18 protein-coding genes and 2 pseudogenes are annotated in these 15821 nt (G+C 29.1%); 11 read left to right on the top strand and 9 right to left on the bottom strand.

Annotated features, from left to right (window positions below; translation table 11 throughout):
- Nucleotides 1-31 precede the first annotated feature (31 nt).
- The gene (gene jlpA, locus AJN60_RS06670) at nt 32-1150 is read right to left on the bottom strand and encodes a lipoprotein adhesin JlpA (protein WP_070286138.1); all 1119 of its coding nucleotides are present in this window, start codon (nt 1148-1150) and stop codon (nt 32-34) included.
- Between the two features lie 218 nt (nt 1151-1368).
- Here jlpA and AJN60_RS06665 point away from each other — a divergent pair, with 218 nt between their 5' ends.
- Both AJN60_RS06665 and AJN60_RS06660 read left to right on the top strand, forming a co-directional pair.
- The gene (locus AJN60_RS06665) at nt 1369-2208 is read left to right on the top strand and encodes a cysteine ABC transporter substrate-binding protein (RefSeq protein ID WP_002861720.1); all 840 of its coding nucleotides are present in this window, start codon (nt 1369-1371) and stop codon (nt 2206-2208) included.
- Between the two features lie 40 nt (nt 2209-2248).
- On the top strand, nt 2249-3496 hold the full coding sequence (locus AJN60_RS06660; protein ID WP_002861719.1) for an MFS transporter: 1248 nt from the start codon (nt 2249-2251) through the stop codon (nt 3494-3496).
- Here the strand turns inward: AJN60_RS06660 and AJN60_RS06655 are convergent.
- Nucleotides 3479-4747 carry a M20/M25/M40 family metallo-hydrolase gene (locus AJN60_RS06655; protein WP_002861718.1) on the bottom strand — a complete coding sequence of 423 codons (1269 nt, stop codon included), beginning with the start codon at nt 4745-4747 and terminating at the stop codon, nt 3479-3481. The genes AJN60_RS06660 and AJN60_RS06655 overlap by 18 nt on opposite strands.
- Nucleotides 4748-4814: 67 nt before the next feature.
- Between AJN60_RS06655 and AJN60_RS06650 the strand changes: the two genes are divergently transcribed.
- Both AJN60_RS06650 and AJN60_RS06645 read left to right on the top strand, forming a co-directional pair.
- A complete protein-coding gene (locus AJN60_RS06650; RefSeq protein ID WP_070286137.1) occupies nt 4815-5342 on the top strand; it encodes a thermonuclease family protein in 528 nt (175 codons plus the stop codon).
- 8 nt (nt 5343-5350) lie between these two features.
- Nucleotides 5351-5524, top strand: coding sequence for a hypothetical protein (locus AJN60_RS06645; protein ID WP_002861716.1), 174 nt, complete (start codon nt 5351-5353; stop codon nt 5522-5524).
- Here AJN60_RS06645 and AJN60_RS06640 read toward each other — a convergent pair whose 3' ends face one another.
- The 4 genes and pseudogenes from AJN60_RS06640 to AJN60_RS09980 form a co-directional block, all read right to left on the bottom strand.
- Complete coding sequence (locus AJN60_RS06640) at nt 5525-6103, bottom strand: hypothetical protein (protein ID WP_002861715.1); 579 nt, start codon at nt 6101-6103, stop codon at nt 5525-5527.
- Nucleotides 6104-6174: 71 nt separating this feature from the next.
- Nucleotides 6175-7065, bottom strand: coding sequence for a tRNA 5-methoxyuridine(34)/uridine 5-oxyacetic acid(34) synthase CmoB (gene cmoB, locus AJN60_RS06635; RefSeq protein WP_079463272.1), 891 nt, complete (start codon nt 7063-7065; stop codon nt 6175-6177).
- A 73-nt stretch (nt 7066-7138) separates the two neighbouring features.
- Nucleotides 7139-7609: pseudogene (locus AJN60_RS09410) on the bottom strand (ShlB/FhaC/HecB family hemolysin secretion/activation protein); the annotation flags it as partial.
- A gap of 39 nt (nt 7610-7648) precedes the next feature.
- Nucleotides 7649-8179, bottom strand: a pseudogene (locus AJN60_RS09980) (hypothetical protein); the annotation flags it as partial.
- 344 nt (nt 8180-8523) lie between these two features.
- Here AJN60_RS09980 and AJN60_RS06620 point away from each other — a divergent pair.
- Nucleotides 8524-8898, top strand: a complete 375-nt coding sequence (locus AJN60_RS06620; RefSeq protein WP_002871461.1) for a YbgC/FadM family acyl-CoA thioesterase — start codon at nt 8524-8526, stop codon at nt 8896-8898.
- On the opposite strand, the gene AJN60_RS06615 is transcribed toward AJN60_RS06620, so the two are convergent.
- Genes AJN60_RS06615 through AJN60_RS06605 form a run of 3 tightly spaced genes read right to left on the bottom strand, consistent with a single transcriptional unit; the run spans nt 8890 to nt 11161 of the window.
- Nucleotides 8890-10080 (bottom strand): hypothetical protein, encoded by a 1191-nt coding sequence (locus AJN60_RS06615; RefSeq protein ID WP_002871462.1) that lies wholly within the window; start codon nt 10078-10080, stop codon nt 8890-8892. The genes AJN60_RS06620 and AJN60_RS06615 overlap by 9 nt on opposite strands.
- Nucleotides 10077-10685, bottom strand: a complete 609-nt coding sequence (locus tag AJN60_RS09765; RefSeq protein WP_002881669.1) for a uracil-DNA glycosylase family protein — start codon at nt 10683-10685, stop codon at nt 10077-10079. Before AJN60_RS09765 ends, AJN60_RS06615 begins: the two co-directional genes overlap by 4 nt.
- On the bottom strand, nt 10682-11161 hold the full coding sequence (locus tag AJN60_RS06605) for a GNAT family N-acetyltransferase (protein WP_002853404.1): 480 nt from the start codon (nt 11159-11161) through the stop codon (nt 10682-10684). The genes AJN60_RS09765 and AJN60_RS06605 overlap by 4 nt, the downstream gene beginning before the upstream one ends.
- Before the next feature lie 130 nt (nt 11162-11291).
- Here AJN60_RS06605 and rpmH point away from each other — a divergent pair, with 130 nt between their 5' ends.
- From rpmH to mnmE, 6 genes are read left to right on the top strand one after another with little or no spacing between them, the layout of a single operon-like run.
- On the top strand, nt 11292-11426 hold the full coding sequence (gene rpmH / locus AJN60_RS06600; protein ID WP_002776864.1) for a 50S ribosomal protein L34: 135 nt from the start codon (nt 11292-11294) through the stop codon (nt 11424-11426).
- On the top strand, nt 11423-11749 hold the full coding sequence (rnpA, locus tag AJN60_RS06595) for a ribonuclease P protein component (protein WP_002853349.1): 327 nt from the start codon (nt 11423-11425) through the stop codon (nt 11747-11749). Before rpmH ends, rnpA begins: the two co-directional genes overlap by 4 nt.
- Nucleotides 11746-12087: a membrane protein insertion efficiency factor YidD gene (yidD, locus tag AJN60_RS06590; protein ID WP_002861708.1), complete on the top strand. Its 342-nt coding sequence runs from the start codon at nt 11746-11748 to the stop codon at nt 12085-12087. The genes rnpA and yidD overlap by 4 nt, the downstream gene beginning before the upstream one ends.
- The gene (gene yidC, locus AJN60_RS06585; protein ID WP_002871464.1) at nt 12084-13676 is read left to right on the top strand and encodes a membrane protein insertase YidC; all 1593 of its coding nucleotides are present in this window, start codon (nt 12084-12086) and stop codon (nt 13674-13676) included. Before yidD ends, yidC begins: the two co-directional genes overlap by 4 nt.
- Complete coding sequence (locus AJN60_RS06580) at nt 13673-14491, top strand: Jag N-terminal domain-containing protein (protein WP_044780271.1); 819 nt, start codon at nt 13673-13675, stop codon at nt 14489-14491. Before yidC ends, AJN60_RS06580 begins: the two co-directional genes overlap by 4 nt.
- Entirely contained in the window at nt 14484-15812 is a 1329-nt protein-coding gene (gene mnmE, locus AJN60_RS06575) for a tRNA uridine-5-carboxymethylaminomethyl(34) synthesis GTPase MnmE (RefSeq protein ID WP_044780272.1), read from the top strand. The genes AJN60_RS06580 and mnmE overlap by 8 nt, the downstream gene beginning before the upstream one ends.
- The last annotated feature ends 9 nt before the right edge of the window (nt 15813-15821 follow it).

The raw sequence follows: 15821 nt of genomic DNA, 5'->3' as shown, positions 1-15821 counted from the left end.
AATGTTTTTGAAGTTTTTATCATTTTAAAATTTAAAACGACGCTCCGCCCATTAACATAGAAAACATGATAAATGGAAGTATAATTTTTAACGCTTCTGTGGTGTCTTGATTGTTGATGCTTAGTTTTTCTATGCTGTCGATTCCTTGTGTGCTATAGTCACTAACAGGGATGTTTTTAAATTTTAAATCAAGGTTGAGTTTATAATCATCGTTTTGAGTGATATTGTTTAAAATAGCTAAAGCTTTATCAAAGATTAATGCTTGTTCTTCATTTTGACTTTGAGCTTTTAAGGTTTGTAAATTTTCCTTAGCAGTTGCTATATAGCTACTAAATACGCCTTCGGTTTTAAGAGTTGAATCAATTTTAAAATTATTTAAGATGATGTATTTTTGGATTGTATTGCTAAAATCTGAAGCTTGTTCGTAGTTTGCTATATTAAGAAGTTCATTGATAGCTTGTTCATCCATAGCTAAAGTTTGAGTGTTAAATTTTATACCCTTAGAATCAAGGTAATTAAGCAAATCTTCTTTTAGATTTATATTTAGATTTGTATTGAAATTTAATTTTGCGTTATAAAATTTTATATTAAGATTATCTAGATAATTGTTTTCTTGTTTGTTTATGGAGTTATCAAATGATAAAGTATAAGAATCCGAGCTTAATTTATTGATAAAAGAGCTGATTTTTGGATCTTGTTGAAATAAGCTTGCATTGATGTCACTAACAACTTTTTCTCCAAGTTTAAAATCTTCAAAAACCAAATTTGATTGTATGCTTTTTTGGTTTTTAAAAAGATCGTTGTAATATTCTTTAATGTTAATTGATGTATTTGCTTCGCCTTTGTAAATTTCATTTGAGCGAATTTTGATATTTTTTGCTTGAAATAGTTCTTGATACTCATCGTTGTTATCTTTTGCAAGAGTTTTGAAATTTGAACTTAAACACGCTATAAAATCACCATCTGCATTGCATTTAAAATCAGAAAATTCAATCTTTATTCCAGAATCCTGAGAAAGGTTTACAATTTCTTGTTTAACTGTTTGATTTAGTTGATTTTCATATTTTTTAACTGTTTTTTCATCTATGGAATTTCCGCAAGCTGAAAACAAAACAGCTATTCCAATAGAGAGAAAAATACCTTTTTTCATAGTTTTCTCCTTAAAAATTTTAAAAAAAAGATTATATCTTTTTTTACTTAAAATTTAAACAATGCTAAAAGAGAGTGTGAGATTAATTACATTTTTACACATAGGAAAATCTTTTTAGTTTGTTTCAAATGCATTATTTATAATTTTAAGTATAATTAACTTTGCAATTATTATATATTTTGCAATAGCTTTAAGCTTATTTTAAAGAAAGGAAATGTATGAAAAAAATACTTCTAAGTGTTTTAACGGCCTTTGTTGTAGTAGTATTGGCTGCTTGTGGAGGAAATTCTGACTCTAAAACTTTAAATTCTCTTGATAAGATCAAGCAAAATGGAGTTATTAGGATTGGGGTATTTGGTGATAAACCACCTTTTGGTTATGTGGATGAAAAAGGAAACAATCAAGGCTATGATATAGCTTTAGCTAAACGCATAGCAAAAGAACTTTTTGGCGATGAAAATAAGGTGCAATTTGTTCTTGTTGAAGCTGCAAATAGGGTTGAGTTTTTAAAATCAAATAAAGTAGATATTATTTTGGCTAATTTTACTCAAACTCCGCAAAGAGCCGAGCAGGTTGATTTTTGCTTGCCTTATATGAAGGTAGCTTTAGGCGTAGCTGTACCAAAGGATAGTAATATAACTAGCGTAGAAGATTTAAAAGATAAAACCTTGCTTTTAAACAAAGGCACAACAGCAGATGCGTATTTTACGCAAAATTATCCTGATATTAAAACTTTAAAATACGATCAAAATACCGAAACTTTTGCCGCTTTGATGGATAAAAGAGGCGATGCTTTAAGTCATGATAATACCTTGCTTTTTGCTTGGGTGAAAGATCATCCTGATTTTAAAATGGCTATCAAAGAGTTAGGCAATAAAGATGTTATCGCACCAGCAGTTAAAAAAGGCGATAAAGAACTTAAAGAATTTATCGATAATTTGATCATTAAACTAGGCCAAGAGCAGTTTTTTCACAAGGCTTATGATGAAACTTTAAAAGCTCATTTTGGAGATGATGTTAAGGCTGATGATGTAGTGATTGAAGGTGGAAAAATTTAACAAAGGGCTTTTTGCCCTTTATATTGATTTAGGATAAAATATGCAAAAAAAATACAAAAATATTATTTATGCTTCTTTGGGTGGAATTTTGGAATTTTATGATTTTGTGCTTTTTGCCTTTTTTTTGGATATTTTTGCTAAGGTATTCTTTCCGCAAAATGATGCTTTTTGGATGCAGATAAATGCTTATATAGCCTTTGGTGCTGCTTATTTAGCGCGTCCTTTTGGTTCTATTGTGATGGCACATTTTGCTGATAGATATGGAAGAAAGAATATTTTTTATATTTCTATGCTTTTGATGGTTTTGCCTAGTTTTGCTTTAGCTTTTTTGCCAAGTTATGAAAGTATAGGTATATTTGCTACTTTGATTTTATTTACTATTCGTATTTTGCAAGGTCTAGCCGTTGGAACTGAGGTGAGCGGAGCTTGGATTTATGTGAGCGAATTTGTCAAAGGGCGTCAAATTCCTTTAGCTCTTGGTTTTATTTCAGCGACTTTAACCATAGGTTTATTGCTAGGAAATATTGCCACTTTAGGCATAAGATCTTATTTTACCCCAGAAGAAGTTCAAAGCTATGCTTGGAGAATTCCTTTTATCATAGGAGGATTTTTTGGAATTTTAGCTTTGTTTTTAAGAAATAAACTCAGTGAAACTCCAGAATTTGTAAAAGTTCAAAATGAAAAGAAAATTTTAAGTTTTCCATTGTTTGAAGCTTTAAAAACTCATAAAATGAGCATGCTTGTTTGTTTTTTAATGACCATGGTTTTAACAAGCGGTGTGGCAACTTTGATGATTTTGCCTAAGTATTTTGAAAGTCTTTTAGCTATGAGTAAAACTTCTGCTTTATGGGTACAAAATTTTGCTATTTTAGCGGTGATTTTTGGAGCTTTATTTCAAGGTTTTTTAGCAAGCAAATGGGGAAGCTATAGGATTTGTTCTATTTTTAGTATAGCTTTTATTATCTTTGGTATGCTTTTTAGTTTTTATGATGAGAAATTTTTATTTTATTTTTTACTGGCTTGTTTTACACAAGGTATTATCACTTTCGCACCTGTTTTTATGACACAAATTTTTAAAAGCGAACTTAAATTTAGTGGGCTTAGTTTTGCTTATAATATTTCTTATGCGATTTTAGGTTTTTTAACCCCTTTTGTAGTTAATGCTTTTTATAAAGAGTATTTAGGTATTTATCTTGCTATAGTCGGATCTTGCTCCTTATTTTGCGTGTTTTTGTTAAAACGCGTTTTTGCAAGAAGCAAGATTAAAGAATTAAGCATTGTCTTTTAAAACTTCAAAAACAACCTTAGATATTTTTTCAACTGAAGCGATTTCGCAATGCTCATCAGTTGAATGAGGATTATGGATATTTGGACCTATAGAAGCGCATAAAAGCTCTTGTTTTTTCTCTATAATGCCACACTCAAGCCCTGCATGGATAGCTGAAACTTTGGCATTAGGCGATACTTTTTTAAGCGCTTTAAAAACCATGTCGCTAAGTGCGTTTGGTTTGCCTTCCCAAGGTGGATAGAAATTAAAACTTCTTACTTTAAAATCAAAAGCCTTGAAAAATTCTAAAGTTTCAAATTCTACTTGCTTAAGTCCATCAAGTATATTAGATCTTGCAAAAAGTGCGAATTTGATTTGTTTATCTTGCATTCTTAAAGTAGCTAGGTTAATGCTTGTTTGAACTATACCTAGATTTTCATCATAAGCTCTAACTCCATGAGTAAAAGAATTTATAAGGCTTAAAAGTTTGTTACTTTGATCGCAAATTTCAAATTCACCTTCTTCTTTAAAATCGCATTTTATCCAGTTATTGCTCTTTACTTCATTTTTAAAATGCACTAAAGCTTTGGCGTGTTTAGGTATAGAATTGATTCTTTCTCCACCTTCAAAAGAAATGATTTCTCCTTTATTTTCTTGTATGAATTTAGCCATTTCTTTGATGGAGCTTTTTTCGTTGCGTACGATATTTATACCTGAGTGTCCACCTTTAAAATTTTGCGCGCAAAGCTCATAAATTTTACCCTTTTTTCTAAGGGTATTAAAAGGCAAGCTAGCTTCTATATCTACTCCACCTGCACAGCCTATCATGATCTCATCATCGCTTTCATGATCTAAATTTAAAAGCATTTTAGATTCTAAAGTGTGCTCGAGTGAATTCACTCCCATGAGTCCTACTTCTTCATCGTTTGTAAAAAGACACTCTAAATTTTCAAATTCAGCCATAGCGCTCATCATGATGGCTATACCTATACCATTATCCGCGCCAAGACTTGAATTTTTGGCTCTTAAAAAGCCATTTTCTTCATAAACTTCTAAGTTTGGTGCATCGCCCATACAGACCATATCATAATGGCTTTGTAAGCAAATTTTTGGTTTGCCTTTTATGGCATGGATATTTCCTGCCTTATCTACACTCACCTTAAAGCCTTTATCTTTGGCGTAAGAGCTTAAAAATTCTTTCATTTGTTCTGTTTCATAACTGCAATGAGGAATTTTACATAATTGTTTAAAATTTTCTATAACATTTTGCATTTTATCTCCTTTGTTTTGATAAAATTATGGCATATTTTTTAAAATTTAAAGGCAAAATGATTAAAAAATGAGAATAAATTATAAAAAATTATTTAATTTAAGAAAATTACTAAGTGATCCAAAAAAACTTTTTTTTGTATTAATTTTTACTCTTGTAGTTGTTTTTATCCAGAATTATATTGCCCAAAATTCTAGTTTTGAAGGAAAAGTAGTTAGAATTATTGATGGAGATACTATAGAAGTTAATCATGAAAACAAACTCGCTAGAATAAGATTTTTTGGTATAGATGCACCAGAACTTAAACAAAGTTTTGGAAAGCAATCAAAAGAAGCTTTAAGTAGAATTTTAAGCGGTAAACAAGTTGAAATTATTTATAAAAATAAAGATACTTATGGTAGAATTGTTGCTATTGTAAAGCTTAATAATGTTGATATTAATCGATTTTTAGTAAGCAAAGGCTATGCTTGGGCTGATACTTACTATAGTAACGCTTATATTAAAGAACAAGAAAATGCTAAGAAAAATCATTTAGGTCTTTGGAAAGAGGGTAATCCTATAGAGCCTTATAAATGGAGAAAACACAATAAATTCTAAGGAAAAACATGAAAAAATATATTTTAATGATACTATTAGTTTTAGGAATTTCTGGATGTTTTGTAAATGAAAGAGGAATTTCAAATCGTTTTTATGATGATTGCAAAGAATATTATGATGGAAGTGGAACTTATCATAAGGATTGCCCAAAGAATTGGGTGGATATTAAAATGACTCCTTGATTATTTTCCACCCACAGAGGTCATTAATGCAGCTGCTACGGCTTCTGGATTGTTGATTTTGGCACCTTGTTCTTGATTTTCTGTAGGTTTAACAGTATTAAGTGGCGGACGCTTGAGTTTAAATATATGCTCATCAGTGCTAACAACTTGTATCGTTCCTTCAAACATTTTAATTTCTTTAACATGCCCGACCACTTTTACATCTCTTTTTTTGGAGGTTTCGTCAAAAAGTGCATGAGCTTCAAGTTCTAAAACATCGCCTAATTTAAGCGGAGCATAAAAAAAACATTTTGATCCAATAATCACTGAAAATTCTTTATTGATAGAGGCTTGTGCTACATAGTTTGCCGCAGCGAAAATAAAGGCATCAAAAATCAATCCTTGATCATCTGCTACCATTTCGCTTGTGGTTATTAAAATTGATTTGGCATAGTTTTTATCAATTTCTATAATGGTTCCAGCAAGCGAAGTGTTTAATTCAGGACAAGTGAGTAATTCTGCTCTAACACGAGATATATCTTCTGCAGATGCGTATTCTTCAAGTTGTGCATATTCTTCAAAATTATCTTTTTTTGCCATATCTAACCTTTAAATTCTACTTATCTACTTCAAAATATCTAAAGCCTAGATCGACAAAAAGCAAAAAGAATTTATATCCCAATACGCACATAAACTCTTTTGGGTGCTTCATAGCCTTCAATGGTAAGATTTTTATCCTTTGGATCTAAGAAATTTTCCAGCGAAAAAGAGTCTATCCATTCTGTTTTTCTTTGTTCGTTTTCATCGGTTTTTTTTGTAGCCAAAACTTCAAATTCTTTAAATCCTGCTCTTTCACACCAGTTTTTTAATGCACTAATGCTTGGTACAAAATAAATATTTGGAATTTTAGAATAAGTTTTATTAGGCACAAGAGCGATTTCTCTCTCATCTTCTATATACATGGTATCTAAAAAAACAACTCCATTTTTATTAAGTCCTGCTTTTAAATCTTTTAGCATTTTTATAGGATCACTTCTATGATAAATCACCCCAAGACAGAAAATCACATCAAATTTCAAGCCATAGCTTGGAAGATCTTCTACGCCTAAAAGTTCGTATTCTATAGGAGTTTTAGCTAAAGCGTTAATGAGTTCAAATTGCAAACGGTATTTGATAGAAGGATCAAAACCTATGAGTTTTGCAGGATTAAATTCAAGCATTTTAAACATATAATAACCATTATTACAGCCTATATCAGCAACGCATTTTTGAGAAATTTCGTTCATAAAAGGCTTTAAAATATTAAATTTAATAAAACTTTGCCATTCTGTATTGATGAAAAGATCGTCTATTTTAAAAGGACCTTTTCTCCATGGTTTAAGTTCTTTTGTTATAGCTAGGATTTCATCTTTGGCTTGAGAATTTGTAGATAAATTTACACTATCATCTAAAGAAAAATTACAAGCAAGATTGAGAGCTTTAAGTTCTTGAATTTTAGCGTATAAAGGGTGATTTAGAAATTGTTTTTCGAGTAAATTTTCTTGCATTTTTATCCTTGATATTTGCTTTTAATGCTAAATTATAACATTAAAAGCTTTTATGGCAATATAAATCTCATATGTATTAAATATTTGATCAAAAATAAATTTTTAAAAACTCAAAATACTTCCCAAAACTCACATAAGCTTTAGAACTATAATCATCATTTTTATAAAGCTTTAGCTAAATCAAGCTTAACATAAAAATTTCCTGTTTTATTATAAAGCAGTTGCAAATCATAGGCATTCATATAGTTTGTTTCACTTGCTCTATATAGTTTAGAAACATTCTCACACCAAGAATAACCTATATCATAAAAAGGAGTGATATAAAAATCTTTCAAAGGAGTAGCCATTCTAAGTCCAAAGCTAGCCACTACAGCATTATCTCTATCTTCATTATTATAAACCCTTACTCCATAAGGACCTACTAAAGATATAGTTTTACTATTATACTAGTATAAATAGATTCATTAATAACTTGTTGATAATTTAAGCTAAAAAGATGAGTAAAGGTATCATTAAAGAAATAAGCATTGTTAAGATTGACATTAAGTTTAGCAAATTTTCAAATTCTACTCCATCTACTTTGCTTGTTTCTATACCTCATTAAGAAATTCATGCGTTGATTGCTTTTAGAACTGCTAAGATTTTTATATGAGTATCTTTAGGTTTAAGATAAAAAACTGAACTAAGTTCTCCTTGTTCTAATATAAGTTTATTATAACTTGCATTAGCATAATCGGTTTTTGCTATGATTAAAAAAGGAAGTGCTCTAACTGTTTTTATTGCTATGATTAGCTGTATTGACACTATTAAAAGAAAGAACTTTATCTTCTCTCATATCAGAAGCAAGTAAATAATGTTTAAAATTTAAATCGTTTATATTTATAATATTTACTTTAGTATTGTTATAAATTAAAGTAATATTGTTAATATCATGTTTAGAACTCTTAGAATAATAATTTATACCTTGGGGTTTTTATAAGTAGAATTGGTTTTATCATAAAGTTTGTTATCATTAAAATAATACTCTGGAATATTTAAATTTTGATTGTCTGTAGTATTTGCTTGAGTGACTAAAAGCATTGATGCTTAAGAAGGTAACAATAGAAAGTTTAAAACAAAATTTCTCTATACCCCTCCCCGTGAGTTAAAAAGCTTAATGGCTGGCATAGATATCCTTAAATATTGATTATTATATTTTAACTATTTAACAATATCTGTAAATATTATTAAAAGGAATCGTAATTATAATATTCTTAAGTATATTAATTATAAATAAAATATTTAAATAATATTAATAATAAAAAAGTTATTTTTAAATTTTATTTTTTATAATATATATTTAATATTATTAAAAAGCTTTATTAAATTAATATTGGACGGAATTTTTTAATATAAGCTAAAAAGCGATATCAAAGAATTTCCATTGTATAATCTAATGTTTTTTAAATGTAAAATATTTTTTAAGGTAAAGCGATGAAAATGCGTGTGTATTATGAAGATACTGATGCGGGTGGAGTGGTGTATCATAGTAATTATTTAAAATTTTGCGAGAGAGCAAGAAGTGAAATTTTTTTCAATAAAAAAGTAGATATTTTTGATGCGTCTAAGGGACATTTTTTGCTTGCAAAAGCAAATTGCAATTTCTTAAAACCTGCAAAACTTGGAGATATAATAGAGATTAAAACAAAAATTTTAGAAGTCAAAAATGCTTCTGTGGAAATTTCACAAGAAATTTATAAAGATGAAATTTTGCTTTTTAAAATGGAATTAACTTTAGCTTTTATTAAAAACGAAAAACCAGCTAGAATGGATATGCAGTTAAAAAAGCTCTTTGAAGAATTATTTTAATTCTTCAAAGCTTGCTTGTTTGCCTTGCATAAGACGCACTTTGTAATCAACTTGAGAATTTTTGATTTTCTCATCAAATAAACTTTCACTTTTTTTATTTAAGAATTCGGTATAAAAGTAATCAACTCCTATACTAGTGGCATAAGCAATCCAGTTATAATCTATACTTTGATTAAAAATTTCATTAAGATAGACTAAGTTATCATCGTGGTTATTGATAGAATTAGCAATGATGAAATTTTCTCTATCTCCTTGTTGTGTTAAACTTAAAAATGTTGGATTATAGTTGATTTGAGTGGATAAAAGCACATAAGGATGAATGTTATAAATTCTTAGTTGAGAACTTGCTAGAGCTGTTTTGATCAATGGAGTGTTAAAAAATATTGAGGCATTATTAACTCCGCCTTGTGATCTTAAAAGTCTGCTAAAATCAAGCTTCTCGCCTTCTATGGTATATATTCTAGCATTATTATTTTGAGCAAGAATTCTTGAATTTAGATTGCTTGATAAGGCAGAGCCATCGCTAAATATTGCGATATTAGCATTTGATTTGCTTAAAAGTGTGGCAATTTGAGCATCATAGTCAATACTTCCAAAAATAATATTTTGATTTGAAAATTGTATGTTGTTTTTATGGATGGTCGGTATAAAAATTTTCATATTTCCTGAGTAATTTTTCAACTCATTGGCACCTTTTAGAGTAAATCCAGCTATGGCATACTGATATCCTTGAGCTTGTGCTGCATCAAGCGCGGCTCGAATTTTATCACTATCTTCTGTGCCAGTTAAAAAAACTTTTACTTTGATTTCAGCTCTTTGTCTTAAAAGATAGGCTATGCTTGAATTTATTATAGTATTTGAGTAGCTTTTTATGGTTTTTTCTGGGATAATTATCGCAAGTTTAACAGAAGTAATTTTTTGAACATTTTTTTCAAAATCAGTAATGGAATTTAATAATTTTGCATAAACATTAGATAAAAATTGATCGTTTTGGTCTGCAAATTCACTTAAAAAACTGAGATACAATCTTGATTCTAAAAGATCAAAAAGACAATTTGTGTTGCATTCTTGAACGCTTAATTTAGGATAAAAATTTTCAACAGGTTTTACATCGACTAATTTTTGCTCTTTTGCATTAAGCAAAAAGCAAGATAAGAAAAATATTAAAAATATTTTTTTCATAAAAATCCTTTAATTTTTTTTAAATCTTGTATGAAATTTTTTTCATAACTTGGATTTTTTTCTATAAAATCTAAATCATAACTTGGCATTATGAAAAAATTTTTATAAGCAAAAACTTCACCTTTTAAAATGTGATAATCTTTAAATCCCAAGCTTTTAAATGTGTATTCTCCTAGACAAAGCAAAAAAGCAGGTTGAATCAGTTTTAGTTCGTTCCAGAAAAATGGTAAGCAAGATTGTAGCGAAAAATCATCAAATTTTCCATTACAAAAACATTTAAATAAATAAGAAAAATAAAAATCTTCATCGCAAAGCCCTAAAATTTGATAAATATAGTGTTTTAATTTTTTACCTTTTTTTGAATTAAGTAAAATTCCGCTTTCATTTTCACTCTTTTGCCCAAAAACATCAAGAATTAGCAATTTGGCATTTTTTATCTTAGGCTCCATAAGACTAAATTTTCTTGTTTTGGAAAATTGGCATAAGGTGCAAGATGAAACAAGTTGTTTTAATTCTTGAAAATTTTGTACTTGTTCAAAGTGGTTTGTATGTGTATCAACAAAGTTAAATCCCATAGCTTTTAAATAATAAAGACTTCTTATCATAAATCACACAATTTTTCTAAATTTTCTCCACTTAGACGATAATTTCTCCATTGTTTAAGATGTTTAGCGTTTAAACTTTCATAAAAATTAATACCTAAAATATTATCATTTAAGCAAACCCAGTCGAGTCTTTTTAAATTTTCTTTTTTGCAAATTTCTCCTAAAAATTTAAAAACAGCTTTTCCATAACCTTTTTTACGAAAATCTTCTCGTATATAAATATCTTCAAGATAAATTCCACCGCTACCCCAAAAAGATGAAAAAGTATAAAAATAAATCATATAGCCTATAGTTTTTTCATTTTCTTTTAACAAAAAAGCACGAGCAAATTTATTTTTTAGTAAAGAATGTTCTAGTTTTTCTTTCGTGCATTGAAGAAAATCTAACATATCTTCGTATTTTGCAAATTCTATGATCATTTCTTGTAAAATATCTAAATCTTCTTGTCTTAAATCAATAATTTTAAATTCTGACATTTTTAACCTTTTAAAAATAATTTCAAAATTTATCAAAAGAATTTATAAATTACTCTTAATCAAAAGCAATTTATAAGTAAGATTAAGATAAAATACAAGTTTATTTTATAATTTTTTAAGGAAAAATCAAATGAAAAGAACTTATCAGCCGCATGGCACTCCAAGAAAACGCACTCATGGTTTCCGTGTTCGTATGAAAACTAAAAATGGTCGCAAGGTGATCAATGCAAGACGCGCTAAAGGTAGAAAAAGACTTGCTGTGTGAAAAATTTTGATAAATTTAGCACAAACGAGGAATTTTCATCTGTATATAAAGTAGGTAAAAAATGGCATTGTGAAGGTGTGATCATTTTTTATCTGAATAGTTATGAAAAAAAAATAGCAGTTGTTGCTAGTAAAAAAGTTGGAAAAGCAGTGGTTAGAAATCGTTCAAAACGAATTTTAAGGGCTTTGTTTGCTAAGTTTGAAAGATATCTTCAAGATGGCAAATATATTTTTGTAGCTAAAAATGAAATCACTGAACTTTCTTTTTCTAGGTTAGAAAAAAATCTAAAATGGGGATTGAAAAAACTAGAATGTTTCAAATGATATGCCTAAAAATACTCCGTTTTTATCAGAAATTCTTAAGCCCTTTAAAACCCGCTGCTTGTAGGTATTATCCTAATTGTTCTGAGTATGCACTTTGGCAGTTTCAAAAAAAGAATTTTTTTCTAGCTTTTTTTTCTACTTTTTTTAGAATTTTAAGATGTAACCCTTTTTTTAAAGGGGGATTTGATTATCCTAGAGTTTCTAAAAATTTTTATCCTATGAATTTATGTTTTAAGCCTATATTTTTAGCAAAAAAACAACTTTGTTTTTTATACATACCTTATAAAAATAAAAGTTTTTATCTTATAAAAATCATCTTTAAAAGGACAAATCAGTGAATAATTCAAATAATATTTTTCAGCAAAAGCGTATACTTTTGGCTGTTGTGATTTCTTTTTTATTTTTTGTTGTTTATGATTATTTTTTCATTCCAAAGCAACCTTTAAAAATAGAACAAAACATTACACAACAAAATCAACAAAACACAAGCATAAATAACACTCCTAATATACAAAATACCACCACAAATACTCCAAGTGCGGCTTTAGTTTCGCAAGATAGTGTGATATCTAAGGTTCAAAGCAAACATTTTGAAGCACAAATTGACTCTTTTGGTAGAATTTCTGCTTTTTATTTGAAAGATAAAAAATACCAAAATGAGAAAGGGGAATTTATAAATCTTGTGAGCAAGGAAAATAGTCCTTATCCTTTAGAAATGCGTTTTAGTGATCCAAGTATTAACTCAGAGGCTTTTAAATTTCCTTATATTGCTAACTCTAGCAATCTTTTTGTTGATGAAAATGGAAGTCAAGTTTTAAAACTCACTCAAAATCTTTCCGGATTGAAAATCGAAAAAGATATTACTTTTTATCCAAAAGGAAATTATGAGATAGAAGTTAAACTCAGCAAAAATGCAAATTATTTTATAAGTCCAGGATATCGTCCAAATATTGCCGTAGATAGTTATACGGTTCATGGTGCTTTGGTAATGGATAATAAAGAAACCATCGAAACTTATAAAGATGGAGATGTAGAGAAGGATGAAAGTGCTAATAATGTCGTAATGACTTCGGCTTTTGATAGATACTATGCAACTTTCTTTTATAATTTTGATAAACCTTTAAATGTGGCAATCAGCAAGGATGCTAATAAAAACCCTATAGTTTTTGCTTATAGTGATAATGAATTTAAAGCAGGGGGCTATATAGGTTCTAAAGAACATGTGATTTTAAGAAGTATAGATCCACGCCTTGAAGCAGTTGTTGAATATGGTTGGTTTACTTTTATTGCTAAGCCTATGTTTGAGTTTTTGAATTTCTTACATCAGTATATAGGAAATTGGGGTTGGGCTATCGTTGCGATGACTTTAATTGTGCGTATTATTTTATTCCCACTAACTTATAAATCTATGATTTCTATGAATAAACTTAAAGATCTTGCTCCTAAAATGAAAGATATTAGAGAGCGTTATAAAGGCGATCCACAAAAAATGAATATGCACATGATGGAGCTTTATAAAAAACATGGTGCAAATCCTATGAGTGGTTGTTTGCCTATACTTTTACAAATTCCTATTTTCTTTGCTATTTATCGCGTTTTGCTTAATGCTATTGAGTTAAAAGCAGCTCCTTGGGCGTTTTGGATACATGATTTATCGGTAATGGATCCTTATTTTATTTTGCCTATTTTAATGGGTGCAACGATGTTTTTACAACAGCTTATTACACCTATGACTATACAAGATCCTATGCAAGCTAAGATTATGAAATTTTTACCAGTGATTTTTACTTTTTTCTTTATCACTTTCCCAGCAGGACTTACGCTTTATTGGTTTGTAAATAACCTTTGTTCTTTGGTTCAACAATGGGTTATCAATAAAATATTTGCCAAAGAACATCACAAAAAACAAGCGGAGCATGAAAAATGAAAATCGAAGCCATTGATCTTCAAAGCGCCTTAACAGAAGCTTCAAGAAGTTTAGAATGTTCTGTTATGGACTTAGAATATGAGATTATTCAGCATCCAAGAAAAGGTTTTTTTGGATTTGGAAGAAAAAAGGCAATTATAGAGGCTAAAGCAAAAAAAAGGATTTTGAAAAAAAATCCTAAAAAAGAATTTACAAGTTCAAAAAATCACAAACTAGAAACACATGAGCCAAAACGAGAAAACAAGATTGAAATAAAAAATGAAAAAAATAAAAGTCAAAAAGAAAAATACACAGTAAAAAGTGATGAAATTTTTGATAGTTTTCATCGAGAAAGCAAAGGAGTGCGTAATGCTCAGGATATTTTAGATGAGATTCGTATTCAGCTTGTAAAACTTTTAGAAAGCTCCCAGTTTAAAATAGAGCTTAGTGAACTTAGAATGTATGATGAAGATTGTGTTTTGATTCGATTGGATGGAGAAGATGCTGCTTTGATGATAGGCAAAGAAGCGCATCGTTACAAGGCTATTTCTTATCTTTTGCATAATTGGATCAATTTAAAATATAATCTTTTAGTACGCCTTGAGATCGCTCAATTTTTAGAAAATCAAATTCAAGGTATGCAGCTTTATTTACAAAGCGTGATTGAAAAAATTAAAATTCATGGACGCGGACAAACCAAACCTTTAGATGGGGTTTTGATAAAAATTGCTTTAGAGCAGTTAAGAGCTGAATTTCCAGATAAGTATGTAGGAATTAAGCAAAATAATGATCAAAGATTTGTTGTAATAAACGACTTTTTCAAAAAAGATGAGTGATACTATAGCGGCTATTGCCACAGCTCATGGTGTGGGTTCGATTTCTATTGTAAGATTAAGCGGTGAAAGGGCTTTAGAATTTGCCTTAAAGCTTAGCCACAAAACCAAACTCACCCCCCGCCATGCTACTTTTACAAAACTTTTTAATCAAAATAATGAAATTATCGATGAAGCTATAATGATATATTTTAAAGCCCCTTATAGTTTTACAGGGGAAGATATAGTAGAGTTTCAAACTCATGGAGGATTTAGTGTGAGTGAAGTTTTACTCGAAGAACTTGTGAGTTTAGGAGCAAGACTTGCTTTAGCAGGGGAATTTAGCAAAAGAGCGTGTTTAAATGGTAAAATGACTCCTTTAAAAGCTTTAAATATACAAGATCTCATACTTTCAAAATCTGCACTTGCAGCTAAAATTATAGCACGCAACATGCAAGGAAACTTAGGAGAACTTTTAGAAAAAATTCGCACAGATTTGGTTAAAACCTTGGCTTTTGTAGAAACTAGCATTGATTATGCTGATGATGATTTACCTTCTGATTTATTAGAACAAATTTCTACTATGTGTGAAGAAAATTCTAAAATTTTAAAAGAAATTTATACACTTTCTCAAAGCAGAAAAGGACTTATAGAAGGTTTTAAAATCGCTATTGTAGGTAAGCCAAATGTAGGCAAATCCTCGCTTTTAAATGCCTTGCTTTCTTATGAAAGAGCTATTGTTTCAGATATAGCAGGCACCACTCGTGATACTATAGAAGAGAGCTTTAAATTAGGAACACATTTATTACGCATTATAGATACAGCGGGTATTAGGGAAAGTAAAGATGTTATAGAACAAATCGGCGTAGCTTTAAGTAAAAAAAGTTTAGAAGATGCAGATATTATTTTGGCAGTCTTTGATGCTTCAAGAGTGCAAGATAAAGAAGATGAGAAAATTTTTGACTTATTAGCAAATACTGATAAAAAAATCTTTTGGATTTTAAATAAAAGTGATTTAGAAAATGTTTTCAAAAATACTCAAAATAAAAATTTTATCAAGCTTAGTGCTCAAAAAGATATCACTTTATTAAAAGAAGAATTGCAAAATTATCTTAATTCTTTTGATAGCGAAGGTATTATGGTAAGTTCTTTAGATCTTATTAATGCTTGTAAAATTTCAAGTGAAGCGATTTTTAGAGCTAAAGGACTTTTAGAGGAAAGTTCTTTAGAACTTTTTGCTTTTGAACTTAATTTAGCTATTAATGAACTTGCAAGATTTACTAAAGATTTTCAAAGAGATGAAATTTTAGACGAAATGTTTGGTAATTTTTGTTTAGGAAAATGAAAGGATAAA

It is taken from the genome of Campylobacter sp. BCW_4323 (assembly GCF_001763115.1).
Lineage (GTDB): Bacteria > Campylobacterota > Campylobacteria > Campylobacterales > Campylobacteraceae > Campylobacter_D > Campylobacter_D jejuni.
The sequence above is the reverse complement of the archived record's forward strand: the minus strand, read 5'-3'. Positions and strand labels throughout refer to the sequence as shown.

Bases quoted from the DNA above. Each gene is read 5' to 3' on its own strand.
- jlpA (WP_070286138.1), bottom strand. From the start codon at position 1,150: ATGAAAAAAGGTATTTTTCTCTCTATTGGAATAGCTGTTTTGTTTTCA.
- AJN60_RS06665 (WP_002861720.1), top strand. From the start codon at position 1,369: ATGAAAAAAATACTTCTAAGTGTTTTAACGGCCTTTGTTGTAGTAGTA.
- AJN60_RS06660 (WP_002861719.1), top strand. From the start codon at position 2,249: ATGCAAAAAAAATACAAAAATATTATTTATGCTTCTTTGGGTGGAATT.
- AJN60_RS06655 (WP_002861718.1), bottom strand. From the start codon at position 4,747: ATGCAAAATGTTATAGAAAATTTTAAACAATTATGTAAAATTCCTCAT.
- AJN60_RS06650 (WP_070286137.1), top strand. From the start codon at position 4,815: ATGAGAATAAATTATAAAAAATTATTTAATTTAAGAAAATTACTAAGT.
- AJN60_RS06645 (WP_002861716.1), top strand. From the start codon at position 5,351: ATGAAAAAATATATTTTAATGATACTATTAGTTTTAGGAATTTCTGGA.
- AJN60_RS06640 (WP_002861715.1), bottom strand. From the start codon at position 6,103: ATGGCAAAAAAAGATAATTTTGAAGAATATGCACAACTTGAAGAATAC.
- AJN60_RS06620 (WP_002871461.1), top strand. From the start codon at position 8,524: ATGAAAATGCGTGTGTATTATGAAGATACTGATGCGGGTGGAGTGGTG.
- AJN60_RS06615 (WP_002871462.1), bottom strand. From the start codon at position 10,080: ATGAAAAAAATATTTTTAATATTTTTCTTATCTTGCTTTTTGCTTAAT.
- AJN60_RS09765 (WP_002881669.1), bottom strand. From the start codon at position 10,685: ATGATAAGAAGTCTTTATTATTTAAAAGCTATGGGATTTAACTTTGTT.
- AJN60_RS06605 (WP_002853404.1), bottom strand. From the start codon at position 11,161: ATGTCAGAATTTAAAATTATTGATTTAAGACAAGAAGATTTAGATATT.
- rpmH (WP_002776864.1), top strand. From the start codon at position 11,292: ATGAAAAGAACTTATCAGCCGCATGGCACTCCAAGAAAACGCACTCAT.
- yidD (WP_002861708.1), top strand. From the start codon at position 11,746: ATGATATGCCTAAAAATACTCCGTTTTTATCAGAAATTCTTAAGCCCT.
- AJN60_RS06580 (WP_044780271.1), top strand. From the start codon at position 13,673: ATGAAAATCGAAGCCATTGATCTTCAAAGCGCCTTAACAGAAGCTTCA.
- mnmE (WP_044780272.1), top strand. From the start codon at position 14,484: ATGAGTGATACTATAGCGGCTATTGCCACAGCTCATGGTGTGGGTTCG.